Here is a 13,235-nt window from a genome sequence, read left to right as displayed (position 1 = left end):
CCTTGATCGGTTCGGTTGTTCGTCAGTGGTCGCGCGCGGGCGCGAGGACGGGCGCCTCGTACAGGCCGCCCGCCTCCAGCTCGCGCAGTGTGCGGTAGTCCGCCTCCACCCGGGCCGCGCTCGGCGCGCTCAGGTAGACGTATCCGGGGGAACTGCCCAGGTCCACGGTGGGCCGGACGGGCGAGCCCGCCGGCCCGGCGAGCACCAGCTCGGTGAACGACTCCAGCGCGCGGACCCCGGCCAGGCGTTCGGCGCCGGGGATCACCCCGTGGACCCGGCTGATCAGGGACACGTAGCGCAGCGGGGTGCGCAGCTCGTACCTCGGCAGGGTTGCCCGGCCGATCTCCTCCGGCCGGGCGATCACCCGGGCCAGCAGCTCGATCTGGTCGGTGCCCAGGCAGCGCGACACCACGGCCGGCTGGTGCGCCCCGCCCGGCCGGGCCGCGCACTCGACCAGGACCGGCCCCTCGGCGGTCAGCATCACCTCGGTGTGGGCCGCCCCGTTGCGGATCTCCAGGGCGTCCAGCACGGCCAGGGCGTAGGCCGACACCCGGGCGACGGCCGGGTCGTGCGGCGGGACCGGCTCCTCGTAGTCGTACATCGGGACCCCGCCGGTGACCAGGCCCTTGTGGTAGCGCCACACCTCCACCACGTGGTGCAGGCCGTCCCGGCTGACGGTGTTGACGAAGTACTCCTCGCCGCGCAGGAACTGCTGGGCCAGCACCCGCGTGTTGCGGCTGCCGTACCGGTCGGTGGCGGCGGTGATGGCGGCGAAGGCGGCGCGCAGCTCCGCCGGGGTGTGACAGAAGCGGACGTGGTCCGTCCCGGCGCTGGCCGGCGGCTTGAGGACCACGGGCCACTGCCCGTACCGCTCGGCCCACGCCTCCAGTTCGCTGAGCGAACCGGTGGCGACGGTCGCCGCGGTGGCCAGGCCCCGCGCCCGGACCGCCAGCACCATCTCGTGCTTGTCCCGGCGGGCCGACGGCCTGCTCATCCCGTTGCCCGGGGTGCCCAGCTCGGCCGACAGGGCGTCGGCGAGCAGCACCCCGGACTCGGTGCCCGCGACCACGAACCCGACCCCGAGACGGCGCAGTTCCTCCGCCGTGACCGCCAGGTCCCCCCGGTGCGCCACGTCGGCCGCGGTGTCCGCCGCGCTGCCGGCGAAGCCGCTGTCGGGGGTGTCGGAGCGGACCACGACGCCGCGCAGACCGTGCCGGGCCAGCGCGGCCGGCAGATGGGCGCCGATCCCGTCGGCGTCCACGACCGCCACCGTCAGGTCCCGGCTCATGCCGGCTCCACCCGCGGGATGCCGTCGGCCGCACGGGCCAGCAGCGCCTCGTCCGGCCGGTCGTCGGCCAGCGTGCCGGCGAAGTACTTGTCGTACGCCGCGAGGTCGAAGTGGCCGTGGCCCGACAGGCCGAACAGGATCGTCTTCGGCGTGCCCTCCTCCCGGCAGCGCAGCGCCTCGTCCACCGCGACCCGGATGGCGTGGGTGGACTCGGGGGCCGGCACGATGCCCTCGCTGCGGGCGAACCGCACACCGGCCTCGAAGCAACTGGTCTGCGTCACCGCCCTCGCCTCGATCAGGCCGTCCTCCACGCACCGGCTGACCAGCGGGCCGATGCCGTGGGCGCGCAGACCGCCCGCGTGCACCGCCGGCGGTACGAACCCGTGCCCCAGCGTGTGCATCCGGAACAGCGGGCCGAGCCGGCCGGTGTCGGCGTAGTCGTAGGCGACGGTGCCCCGGGTGAGGGTGGGGCACGCGGCCGGCTCGACCGCGATGAGGCGCACCTTCCGGCCACCGCGCAGCTGCTCGCCGAGGAAGGGGAAGGTCAGCCCGGCCAGGTTGCTGCCGCCGCCCGAACAGCCCACGACGATGTCGGGGTAGTCCTGCGCCAGCTCCATCTGCCGGACGGCCTCCTGGCCGATGACGGTCTGGTGCAGCAGTACGTGGTTGGCGGCGCTGCCCAGCACGTAACCCAGCGACGGGTCCTCGGCGAACGCCTCCAGCGCCTCCGAGGTGGCGATGCCCAGGCTGCCGGGGCAGTCGGGGTCGTCGGCGAGGATCTTGCGCCCGACCTCGGTCTCCCGGCTCGGACTGGGCACGCACCGCGCCCCGTACGTCTCCATCAGCGCGCGGCGGTAGGGCTTCTGCTCGAAGCTCACCTTGACCATGTAGACCTTGGCGGTCATCCCGAAGTAGGCGGCGGCGAGCGCGGTGGCGCTGCCCCACTGGCCCGCGCCGGTCTCGGTGACCAGGCCGGTCTTCCCCGCCAGCTTGTTGTAATAAGCTTGCGGAATGGCCGTGTTGGGCTTGTGGCTGCCGGTGGGGGCGCCGCCCTCGTACTTGTAGTAGATGCGTGCCGGGGTGTCCAGCTCGCGCTCCAGGCGGCGGGCCCGGAAGAGCGGCGAGGGCCGCCACAGCGCGTAGAGCTGCCGCACCGCCTCGGGTATCCCGATCTCCCGCTCGGTGCTGAGCTCCTGCTCGATGAGGGGCTCCGGCATCGTGTGGGCCATCTCCGCCCGGGTCAGCGGCAGCCGGGTCACCGGGTTGAGCGGTGGTGGCAGCGCCGGCCCGGGAAGGTCCGCCGCCAGGTTGTACCAGGTGGTCGGAGCCTCGGTCTCGCTGAGCGAGAACCGTGTTCTCTCCACGTTCCGCATGGGGGAGGCCTTCCTGTTCACAGCGCCCGGCCGGTCGCCTCGGCGACCAGGGACCCGGCAGTGGTGGTGTGCGAGCCGGCGAACAGCCGGGGGTGGGCCTGCTTGATCCCGTCGACCACCAGGTCGTAGGGGACGTCGTCGAACTCGCCGTGGACGTGGAGGAACTCCATGTGCCGGCGGTTCTGTTCGTCGAACGGGTGGTAGAGGCTGTCGCCGCGCCCGTCGAACTCCAGGGGTCTGATGCCGTAGAGCTTGCAGAGCATCTTGTTGAAGACCGGGGTCACCTTGACCCACCGGCCGTCCAGGTGGACCACGGCCAGGCTGTGGAAGCGGAAGACGTCCCCGCCGACCAGCTCCCGCAGCCGCGGGGACGCGAGGTGGTTGCGCACGTCGCCGTAGTACAGACGGCTGGGGATGCCCACCGCCCGGACGGCCGCCGCGTACAGGATGGACTTGTGCACGCAGAATCCCAGGCCGCGCTCCAGGACTCCGCTGGCGCTCAGGCCCCTCCGGGTCAGGTCGGCGCCGTAGACCTCGTAGGGGATGTCGTCCCGGACCGCGTAGTAGAGCGCCACCGCCTTGCGCACGGCGCTGTCGGTGCCGTCCCCGCCGGCCCGCACGGCTCCCGCACGGCCCAGTACCCCCGCCACGAAGTCGCGGACCGCCGGTGAACCGTGGTCGAGGAACTCGGTCGGTGCCCGCAGCGCATCGAAATCGACTGTCATGTGTTCCACTCCCTATGGCCGTACGAGGGGAACGTCGAGCCCCATGAGAGCGGCCAGACGCTGCCGCTGGATCTCCGAGGTGCCGGAGTAGATCGTGCCGGCGACGGCGTCCCGCAGCTCCTTCTCGACGCCGTACTCGCTGGTGTAGCCGTAACCGCCGAAGATCTGCACCGCCGCCAGCGCGGACCGTACGTTCCCCTCGCTGACCACCAGCTTCGTCATGGCGATGTCGGCCGAGACGTCGGCCTTCGACTGGAGCTTCCCGGCGGTGTCGTGGATCCACTTCCGGGCGGTCTCCACATCGATCCGCATCTCCACGATCTTGTGGGAGACGGCCTGGTGGGCGCCGATGGGGACCCCGAACTGGGTGCGGGTGCGCGCGTACTCCACGCACCGCTCCAGCCGGTGGCGCATCTCGCCGGCGTTGATGCCGAACCCGCAGAGGATCTCCCACTGCATCACATGGTCGAAGACGAGGAACCCCGCGCCCACCCCGCCGATCACATGGTCCCGGGGCACCCGCACGTCCTGGAGGAACACCTCCGCGAGCGGCGACGTCCGCAGGCCCATCTTGCCGACCGGGCCGCCGACCGACAGACCGGGAGTGTCACGGCGGACCAGGAAGGCCGAGATGCCGCCGAGGTCCCCGGGCCTGCCGGTGCGGGCGTACACCACGATCAGGTCGGCGATGGGCCCGTTGCTGACGAAGGCCTTGCTGCCGTTGAGGACGAAGTCGTCCCCGTCGGCGACGGCCGTCGTCCGCATGCCCATCACGTCCGAGCCGCCGCTGGGCTCGGTGACCGCATGGGCGCCGATCATGGTGCCCGCGCAGATCTCCGGCAGGTAGCGCGCCTTGAGGAACGCCGATCCGAACCGCTGCAACGGGACACCGGTGCTCACCATGTGGCTGGAGACGGAGAAGCTCAGTCCCGAGTCCCGGCAGCCGTACCCCAGTTCCTCCAGGACGGACACGGTGGTGACCAGGTCCTCGCCCAGACCGCCCCACTCGGTGGCGAACGGCAGGCCGAACAGGCCGATGTCACGCAGACGCCGCCAGCCCTCCCGGTCGAAGGTGCCGGCCGGGTCGCGCTCGATGTGGTCGGCGCCGATCTTCCGGGCCACTTCGCCGATCGCCCGGCGCAGCTCCCGCTGTTGGTCGTTCCCACGCTTCACAGGGTGTCCTCAGTACTGCGAGAAGCTGTCGGAGGCGAGGTTGTGCCGCTCGTCCCCGCGCAGCGGAGGGTTGAAGACGCTGATCAGTTCCAGATCACGGCCGGGGTCGGCGACCAGGTAGTGCGCGTCGTGCTCGTCCAGCGCGTACAGCACTCCGGGCCGGATGTCGTAGCCCACGCTGCCGTCGGCGGCCTCCACCCGCCCCGATCCGGCGATGCAGTAACAGGCTTCGAGGTGGCGGCGGTACTCCAGTTTGGACTTGCTGCCGGCCTCGACGATGGTGTGGCAGACGGTGAACCCCAGCCGGTCGGCGGCCACCAGCATCCGGTAGCTGAGGCCGTTGCCCCACTCGACCGGCTGCGTCTTGTCTCGTTCTCTGATGAACACGCTTACCCCCGTGGCTTGTGAGTGGCGCTGAGGTCGGATCAGACGGGCGAGGACTGCCGGTGCCGGGTGACCAGGTCCGTGATCGCGGCCACCGAACGGAAGTCGTTGGGCGAGATCTCCAGGTCGCCGAAGGGGATGCCGTAGTGCTCGCCCAGCCAGGCGATGAGCCGCAACAGCTGGAGGCTCGACACCACGCCGTTGTCCAGCAGGTCGTAGGAGGCGTCCAGTTCCCCGGCGGGTGTGCCGGGGAGGTACTCCGCCACGATGTGCTGGGTGATCTCTTGGTCAGGGCTCATGCCAGATACTCCTGGAGACGGAGGCGGTCCACCTTGCCGGTCGGTCCCACCGGCAGCGGGTCGGCCACCAGGTGGAAGCGGCCGGGGATGGCCACCCGGGTGAGCCGCCCGGCGCAGTCGGCGCGCAGCCGAAGACCGGTCAGCTCGTCGGTGGTGGGACGGACGAAGGCGTGGAGACAGGCACCGGCCTCCTGGTCGGGGACCGCGATCACGGCCGCCTCGGCGACCTGGTGGTGCCCGGTGAGGACCCGCTCGACCTCCTCCAGGTTGACCCGCACGCCACGGACCTTGACCTGGAAGTCGGTACGGCCGACGAGGGTGAGCCGGCCGTCCGGACCGCGCTCGACCAGGTCACCGGTCCGGTACCAGGTGCGGCCGGCCCGCTGGAGGAACCGGTCGCCCGGGGCGTCGGCCAGGTAGCCGGGTGTCTGGAAGGGCGTCGACACGATCAGCTCCCCGGTGCCCGGACCGGTCACCTCCCGGTCGCCGGCCAGTACCGCCACCGCCGCGCCCGGCAGCGGCCGGCCCAGCGGCAGCGCGTCCGGTCCGGCGCACTCGTCGGCGGTGAAGGTGTGCATCATGCTGTCGTTGGTCTCCGTGCAGCCGTAGACGTTGTGCAGCCGGGCGTGCGGGAACAGGTGGGGGAGCCGGGCGCGTACCGGTCGCGGCGTGTGGTCCCCGGTCACCACGACGTCCCGGACACCGGGGAAGGAGTCCTCCCCGGCGGCCTCGGCGAGCAGCCGGAAGAACAGCGGGACCGCCTGCACCAGGTGCGGACGGGTCCGCCTCACCACCGCAGCGAGGTGCGCCGGGTCGACGGCGCGGGCCGGGTCGACCGGGACGACACAGCCGCCGTGGCGCAGGGTCGCCCACACGTCCAGCAGGCACAGGTCGAAGTTGAGGGGTGCGTAGTTGAGCACCCGGCTGGCGCCGTCCAGCGCGAAGGCGTCGCCCGCCCAGGCGGTGAAGGCGTCCAGCGCGGCGCCCGTCAGCGGTACCAGCTTGGGCACCCCGGTGGAGCCGGAGGTGGTGAGGACCAGGGCGGTGCCGGGCGGCAGCGTGGCCGGCGCCGCGCCGCCCGCCGGGGCGTCGTGGCACACCGGCTCCCCGTCGGCCACGGTGACCACCGCCTGTGCGCCGCAGCGCCCCACCAGGGCCGCCCGGGTGCTCTCCCCGAGGTCCGGCGAGACCAGCAGCAGCGGTCGCCCGGACGCCAGGCAGGACAGGACGACGGCGAAGGAGGCGGCCGACTTGGTGGCCACCAGGGCCAGTGGCCGCCGCCGGTCCGGGCAGCGGGCGTCGAGCCGGGCGCCGGCCCGGCGGGCCAGCTCGGTCAGCCGTGCGTAGGTGAGGGGCGCGTCGGCGCTGCCGCCGCCCGTCATGGCCGGGGCGTCGGGCGTGCGGCCGGCCACGGCGAAGATGTCGCCCGCCAGGGTCCCCGCGGAGGGTGTCGCGGCCGCGGGCCCGGTCACGGACCTCGCCGAAGCTCCCGGCATGTCTCCCCCTTCGCTGTCGGTGCCCGCCCCGGCTCCCGTCGCCGTCGCGGGCCGGCACCCGGCCGGTCCGAACCGCTCACCGGGGCTCGGACGTCCGTTCGTCGTCGGAGAGCAGCTTGTAGCAGCGGGCCGATCCGGGGCTTCCGACCGGCGACGGGGCCGGGACCTGTCCCCAGGTCGGGCACCGGCGGCCACGAGCTGGCCCCAGATCCGAAGACGGCCCGCCGGTGACCACCGCAGACTGAACGCCCACGCGGTCCGGCCCGTTGAGAGGATCACCAGCATGAGCAGTGACGCCGCCCCCGCACCCGGTTTCCCCTTTCCGCCCGGGCCCGTGGGCGAACCCCCGGAGCAGCTCGACGAGCTGCGCGCCAGGTGCCCGGTCAGCCGGGTGTCGCTGCCCAGCGGCGACGAAGCCTGGGCGGTCACCGGGTACGAGGAGGTCGTCGCCGCCCTGTCGGAGGCCCGCCTGTCCCGCGCCGCCCTGCGCGAGCCGGGCGCCGTACGGGTCGTGAAGGGGCCGGACTTCGGTGACAACCCCTACAGTCTGTTCAACCTCGAAGGAGCGGACCACGCCCGGCTGCGCCGGATGATCGCGCCCGCCTTCTCGCCCCGGCGCGCCGAGGTGCTGCGGCCGCGCGTGCAGGAGATCGCCGACGAGCTGGTCGACCGGCTGCTGACGCTGCCGCAGCCGGTCGACATCTACGCCGAGTTCTGCGCGCTGCTCCCGATCTGGGTGGTCTGCGAGATCGTCGGAGCGCCGGTCGCCGACCGGGAGCGGATCAAGGAATGGACCGGGGTCCTCATGAGCGTGGGCTCCGACGAACGGCGGACCGCCGTCCGGGAGGCCTTCACCGCCTACGTCAGGGAGCTGGTGGCCGCCCGCCGCGAGGAGCCCCGCGACGACCTGCTCAGCCTGCTCGTCCAGGCCCGGGACAACGACGACCGCCTCACCGAGGGCGAGTTGACCTGGCTGGGCGCCGAGCTGCTGCTCGCCGGGCACGACACCACGGTGAACACCCTGGGGCGCGGCATCTTCCAGTTGCTCCGCCGGCGCACGCAGTGGGAGCTGCTCACCGCCCGTCCGCACGAGCTGACCGAGCCGGCCACCGAGGAGGTCTTCCGGTACGCCCCGCCCTCGGACGCCGGGCTGCTGCGCATCGCGCTGGAGGACTTCGAACTGGGCGGCGTGACAATCCGCGCGGGCGAGGGCGTCATACCGCTGATGCACGCCTCCTCGCGGGACGAGCGGCAGTTCGCCGACCCCGGCCGGTTCGACATCACTCGCACACCCAACCGGCACCTGGTCTTCGGCTACGGCCCCCACCACTGCCCGGCGGCCGGTGTCGGGCGCATGGAGGTCCAGGTCGCCCTGGGCACCCTGGCCCGCAGGCTGCCCCGGCTGGCACTCGCGGTGGAACCCGAGGCGGTGCGGTGGCGCGGCGGCCACATCACGCTGCGGCCCGAGACGGTCCCGGTCACCTTCTGACCGGCTGACGCCACGTCAAACAGGCTGTTGACAGGCGGATTTGCGGAGAACCGCGAGAGAAGGACAAGATCTCTCGCTGACGGACCGGCCGGTGCGTGATCCTGCGGGGCCGCGACAGCGCGAAGCAGTTGGAGGAATCCCCATGACCCCGTTGGCCGACGGCGAGCCGTTCCCGGACAGGGACCGCCGCCGGCCCCTGCTCGTCGGCGTGGCCGGCACCCCGCACAGGGGACCCGCGACCCTGGCCGCCGAGCTGTACGCCGGCCTCCAGGGCGCGGACCGTGTCCGCACCCACGACGTCGCCGCGCCGCACGACGCCCCGACCGTCTTCCCCGCGGTCGCCGGACAGGCCCCCGTGCCGCGTACCCGATGAGCACGGAAGGCTTCAATGTGGTGATGCGTACGCTCCTCATCGACAACTACGACTCCTTCACCTACAATCTGCACCAGTTGCTGGCCGAGGTGAACGGACGACCGCCGGTCGTGGTCCGCAACGACGCCGACTGGTCCCGGCTGGACGCGGGCGACTTCGACAACGTCGTGATCTCTCCCGGGCCGGGCCGACCCGACCGGCACGAGGACTTCGGCATCAGTGCCCGCGTGATCCGCGAGTGGCGGCTCCCCCTCCTCGGCGTGTGCCTGGGCCACCAGGGGATCTGCCAGGCGTTCGGCGGCCGGGTGGGACACGCGCCCGAGCCGCGGCACGGCCGCCTGTCCCCGGTCAGCCACACCGGGCAGGACATCTTCGCCGGGCTGCCGTCCCCCTTCTCGGTGGTGCGCTACCACTCCCTGGCCGTCACCTCGCTGCCGGACCGGTTGGAGGGCATCGCCTGGTCCGAGGACGGTGTCCTGATGGGCGTGCGCCACCGGAGCCTGCCGATCTGGGGCGTGCAGTTCCACCCCGAGTCCATCAGCACCCAGTACGGCCACCAACTGCTCGCGAACTTCCGGGACCTCACCCCGGGCGGCCCGGCCGCGACCGGCGCCGAGCCCCGGCCGGTCCAGCTCCCGGCGCCCGGTCCGGCCCGCCCGCCCCGCGCCGGCCGGACACGGCACCCGCAGCCGCAGCCGCTCCGGCTGCACGTGCGCCGGCTGGCCCTGGCGCCGGACCCGGAGGCCGCCCACCGGGAGCTGTTCGGCGGCGGTCCGTACAGCTTCTGGCTGGACAGCGCCACCGGCGCCCGGCAGGGGGCGCGCTTCTCGGTCATGGGCGACGGAGGGGGGCCGCTCGGCGAGCTGGTGACCTACCGCGCCGACGAGCGCACCGTGGAGGTGCGGCGGGCCGGCCGGCCGGCGGAGCGGGTCCGCGAGCCGTTCTTCGCCTTCCTCGACCGGCGGCTGCGCGAGCGCGCCGTGCCCGCGGACGCCGGCCTGCCCTTCGACTTCAACCTCGGCTACGTCGGCTACCTCGGCTACGAGCTCAAGGCCGACGCCGGCTCGCTCACCTCCCACCGGGCCCGGACCCCCGACGCGGCGTTCGTCTTCGCCGACCGGGCGCTGGTCGTCGACCACGCCGAGGAGGCCTGCTACCTGCTGCGGCTCAGCACCCGCCGCACCGACCCGGAGGTGGCCGCGTGGTTCGAGGCGACCGCCGCCCGGCTGCTCGCGCTGCCGGAGGACACCGGCCCGGCACCCCGGCCGGAACCGGCCGGGCACGTGGTCCCCACGGACCTGGTGGAGCTGCGCCACCAGCAGGACACCTACCTCAACCTGGTCGGCGAGTGCCTGGAGGAGCTCCGCAACGGTGAGTCGTACGAGATCTGCCTCTCCAACATGGCGGTCGCCCGCACCGGTATCGACCCCTCGGCGACGTACTCCGCCCTGCGCCGTGTCAGCCCCGTCCCCTACGGGGCGCTGCTGGACTTCCCCGGCGTGGCGGTCCTGAGCGCCTCCCCGGAGCGGTTCCTGACCATCGACCCGGCCGGGGCCGTCGAGTCCAAGCCCATCAAGGGCACCCGCCCGCGCGGCGCGACGGCGGCCGAGGACCGCGCGCTGCGCCACTCGCTGGCCACCAGCGAGAAGGACCGCGCCGAGAACCTCATGATCGTGGACCTGGTGCGCAACGACCTCAACATCGTGTGCGAGACGGGTTCGGTCCACGTCCCCGCGCTCTGCGCGGTCGAGAGCTTCCCCCAAGTGCACCATCTGGTGTCCACCGTCCGCGGCAGGCTGCGCGAGGGTGTCTCCGCGGTGGACTGCGTCAGCGCCGCCTTCCCGGGCGGGTCGATGACGGGCGCGCCCAAGCTGCGGACGATGGAGATCATCGACCGGCTCGAGCGGGGCCCCCGGGGCGTCTACGCGGGCGCGCTCGGCTGGTTCTCCCTCAGCGGTGCCTGCGACCTCAGCATCGTCAACCGCACCATCGTCGCCACCCCCGGCACCGTGAGCTACGGGGTCGGCGGTGCCGTGGTCGCGCTGTCCGACCCGGTGGAGGAGTTCAACGAGACCATGGTGAAGGCCAGGGCGATGGCCGCGGCCCTCGCCGCCGGCCGGCCCACGGCGGAGGCGCTCCTGCTCCCACCGTGCCTGAAGTGACCGCGCCAGCCCACCGGCGCGCCCGGGCGTCCGCCGTGCCGCGCCGCGCGCCCGGGCGCGCCGCGCGTTCCGCGAGGGGGCGGCACGGCGGGCGGTGGCAGGGCGGGCGGTGACACGGGACGGCACCGGCCCGAACCGATCAACCGGGCGGCGGACCTTGCGCGCGCCTGCCCGGCGTCGGAGGATCAAGGCACCCGTCCGGCCCACGGCGGACATGCGGCACGGGCCGGGGGGTAAGGCGTGAGGACACCACCGACGCCCGGTGTCACCGAGCGCGGTCCGGCCCCGGGAGCATGGGAGACCCTGTGAAGATCCTCATCAGCGCCGACATGGAAGGCGCCACCGGCGTGACCTGGCCGGCCGATGTGATCCCCGGCAACCCGCAGTGGGAGCGCTGCCGGGCCATGTTCACCTCCGACGTCAACGCGGCCGTCCTGGGCTTCTTCGACGGCGGAGCCGACGAGGTCGTCATCAACGAGGCGCACTGGACCATGCGCAACCTGCTGCTGGAACGGCTCGACGAGCGCGCCGAGATGCTCACCGGCCGCCACAAGTCCCTCTCCATGGTGGAGGGCGTCCAGTACGGCGACGTGGACGGGATCGCCTTCGTCGGCTACCACACCGGCGCGGGCAGCGAAGGGGTCCTCGCCCACACCTACCTCGCCAACTCCATCACCGGCGTCTGGCTCAACGGCGTCCGGGCCGGCGAGGGCCTGCTCAACGCCCATGTCGCCGCCGAGTACGGCGTGCCGGTCGTCCTGGTCACCGGCGACGACCTGACCTGTGACGACGCGCTCGGCTACGCGCCCGAGGCCCGCAAGGTCGCCGTCAAGGACCACGTGTCGCGGTACGCGGCGGTGTGCCGCACCCCCACCCGTACGGCCGCCGCGATCCGCGCCGCGGCCAAGGAGGCGACCTCCCTGGCCGTACGGTACGAACCGGTGCGCGGCGGGCCGTTCACCGTGGAGCTGGAGTTCGACGCGGAGCACCTCGCGGCGGCCGCCACCGTGGTGCCGGGCGTGGCCCCCCGCGGGGAACGGCGCGTGGCCTACACCAGCGAGACGATGTACGACGGCATCCGCACCTTCAAGGCGGTCACCACGATCGTCTCGTCCGCGGTGGAGGAGCAGTATGGCTGACGTGACACTGAGGGAACTGGACGGCCGGGCGCTCGACGAGGTGGTGACCTTCACCTCCGAGCTCATCCGGATCGACACCACCAACCGGGGCAGCGGGGACTGCCGGGAGCGGCCGGCCGCCGAGTACGTCGCCGAGCGGCTCGCCGACACCGGACTCGAACCGGTGCTGCTGGAACGCACCCCCGGGCGCACCAACGTGGTCGCCAGGATCGAGGGCACCGACCCCGGCGCCGACGCGCTGCTCGTCCACGGCCACCTGGACGTGGTGCCCGCCGACCCCGACGACTGGAGCGTGCACCCCTTCTCCGGCGAGGTCCGCGACGGGCTGGTGTGGGGCCGCGGCGCCATCGACATGAAGAACATGGACGCGATGATCCTCGCCGTCGCCCGCGACTGGGCGCGCCAGGGCGTCCGGCCCAGGCGGGACATCGTCATCGCCTACACCGCCGACGAGGAGGCGTCCGCCGCCGACGGCGCCGGGTACCTCGCCAGGCGGCAGCCGCACCTCTTCGAGGGCTGCACCGAAGGCATCGGCGAGTCGGGCGCCTTCACCTTCCACGCCGGGCCCGACCTGGAGATCTACCCGATCGGGGCGGGGGAGCGGGGCACCGCCTGGCTCAAGCTCACCGCCGAGGGCAGGGCGGGGCACGGCTCCAAGGTCAACCGCGAGAACGCGGTCACCCGGCTCGCCGAGGCCGTCGCCCGCATCGGCCGCCACCAGTGGCCGGTACGGCTCACCCCGACCGTGCGGGCCGCGCTGAGCGAACTGTCCGCGCTCTACGGCGTGGAACCCGGCTTCGACTCAGCCGACTTCGACGCCGACGCGCTGCTGGCCCGGCTCGGCCACGCCGCGGCCCTGGTCGAGCCGACCATCCGCAACAGCGCCAACCCGACCATGCTCCAGGCCGGTTACAAGGTCAATGTGATCCCGGGCGTGGCCACCGCCCACGTCGACGGGCGGATGGTGCCCGAGGGCGAGGAGGAGTTCACCGCGACCATGGACCGGCTGACCGGCCCGGACGTCGAATGGGAGTTCCAGCACCGGGAGATCGCGCTGGAGGCGCCGGTGGACTCACCGACGTACGCCAAGCTGCGCGCCGCGCTGGAGCACTTCGAGCCCGACGCCCATGTGGTGCCGTTCTGCATGTCCGGCGGCACCGACGCCAAGCACTTCGCCCGGCTCGGCATCGTCGGCTACGGCTTCTCACCGCTGCGCCTGCCCATCGGTTTCGACTACCAGGCGCTGTTCCACGGCGTCGACGAGCGCGTCCCGGTCGAGGCGCTGCACTTCGGCGTCCGCGTACTCGACCACTACCTGCGAACCGCATAGGGGG

12 protein-coding genes are annotated in these 13,235 nt (G+C 73.0%); 5 read left to right on the top strand and 7 right to left on the bottom strand.

The features are described from left to right. Nucleotides 1–22: 22 nt before the first annotated feature. From AB0H53_RS06990 to AB0H53_RS06960, 7 genes are read right to left on the bottom strand one after another with little or no spacing between them, the layout of a single operon-like run. Complete coding sequence (locus tag AB0H53_RS06990) at nt 23–1,288, bottom strand: ATP-grasp domain-containing protein (protein WP_362108321.1); 1,266 nt, start codon at nt 1,286–1,288, stop codon at nt 23–25. Further along, nucleotides 1,285–2,661, bottom strand: a complete 1,377-nt coding sequence (locus AB0H53_RS06985; protein WP_362108319.1) for a TrpB-like pyridoxal phosphate-dependent enzyme — start codon at nt 2,659–2,661, stop codon at nt 1,285–1,287. The genes AB0H53_RS06990 and AB0H53_RS06985 overlap by 4 nt, the downstream gene beginning before the upstream one ends. A gap of 17 nt (nt 2,662–2,678) precedes the next feature. Further along, nucleotides 2,679–3,386, bottom strand: a complete 708-nt coding sequence (locus AB0H53_RS06980) for a transglutaminase-like domain-containing protein (RefSeq protein ID WP_362108317.1) — start codon at nt 3,384–3,386, stop codon at nt 2,679–2,681. 12 nt (nt 3,387–3,398) lie between these two features. Then, the gene (locus AB0H53_RS06975) at nt 3,399–4,559 is read right to left on the bottom strand and encodes an acyl-CoA dehydrogenase family protein (protein ID WP_362108315.1); all 1,161 of its coding nucleotides are present in this window, start codon (nt 4,557–4,559) and stop codon (nt 3,399–3,401) included. A 9-nt stretch (nt 4,560–4,568) separates the two neighbouring features. Continuing rightward, complete coding sequence (locus AB0H53_RS06970) at nt 4,569–4,946, bottom strand: ectoine synthase (protein WP_362108313.1); 378 nt, start codon at nt 4,944–4,946, stop codon at nt 4,569–4,571. Nucleotides 4,947–4,984: 38 nt separating this feature from the next. Further along, entirely contained in the window at nt 4,985–5,242 is a 258-nt protein-coding gene (locus AB0H53_RS06965; RefSeq protein WP_362108311.1) for an acyl carrier protein, read from the bottom strand. Continuing rightward, nucleotides 5,239–6,738: an AMP-binding protein gene (locus AB0H53_RS06960; protein ID WP_362108309.1), complete on the bottom strand. Its 1,500-nt coding sequence runs from the start codon at nt 6,736–6,738 to the stop codon at nt 5,239–5,241. Before AB0H53_RS06960 ends, AB0H53_RS06965 begins: the two co-directional genes overlap by 4 nt. A gap of 283 nt (nt 6,739–7,021) precedes the next feature. Here AB0H53_RS06960 and AB0H53_RS06955 point away from each other — a divergent pair, with 283 nt between their 5' ends. The 5 genes from AB0H53_RS06955 (at nt 7,022) to AB0H53_RS06935 (ending at nt 13,231) form a co-directional block, all read left to right on the top strand. After that, nucleotides 7,022–8,227 carry a cytochrome P450 gene (locus AB0H53_RS06955; protein ID WP_362108307.1) on the top strand — a complete coding sequence of 402 codons (1,206 nt, stop codon included), beginning with the start codon at nt 7,022–7,024 and terminating at the stop codon, nt 8,225–8,227. Between the two features lie 142 nt (nt 8,228–8,369). Further along, a complete protein-coding gene (locus AB0H53_RS06950; RefSeq protein ID WP_362108305.1) occupies nt 8,370–8,600 on the top strand; it encodes a hypothetical protein in 231 nt (76 codons plus the stop codon). A gap of 23 nt (nt 8,601–8,623) precedes the next feature. Next, nucleotides 8,624–10,762, top strand: coding sequence for an aminodeoxychorismate synthase component I (pabB, locus tag AB0H53_RS06945; protein ID WP_362108303.1), 2,139 nt, complete (start codon nt 8,624–8,626; stop codon nt 10,760–10,762). A gap of 305 nt (nt 10,763–11,067) precedes the next feature. Further along, nucleotides 11,068–11,901, top strand: a complete 834-nt coding sequence (locus AB0H53_RS06940) for a M55 family metallopeptidase (protein WP_362108301.1) — start codon at nt 11,068–11,070, stop codon at nt 11,899–11,901. Beyond that, nucleotides 11,894–13,231, top strand: a complete 1,338-nt coding sequence (locus AB0H53_RS06935) for a M20/M25/M40 family metallo-hydrolase (protein WP_362108299.1) — start codon at nt 11,894–11,896, stop codon at nt 13,229–13,231. The genes AB0H53_RS06940 and AB0H53_RS06935 overlap by 8 nt, the downstream gene beginning before the upstream one ends. Nucleotides 13,232–13,235: the final 4 nt, after the last annotated feature.

It is taken from the genome of Streptomyces sp. NPDC050856, assembly GCF_040653855.1.
In the GTDB taxonomy this organism is placed as follows: Bacteria; Actinomycetota; Actinomycetes; order Streptomycetales; family Streptomycetaceae; genus Streptomyces.
This window is presented reverse-complemented; position numbering and strand designations above follow the sequence as displayed.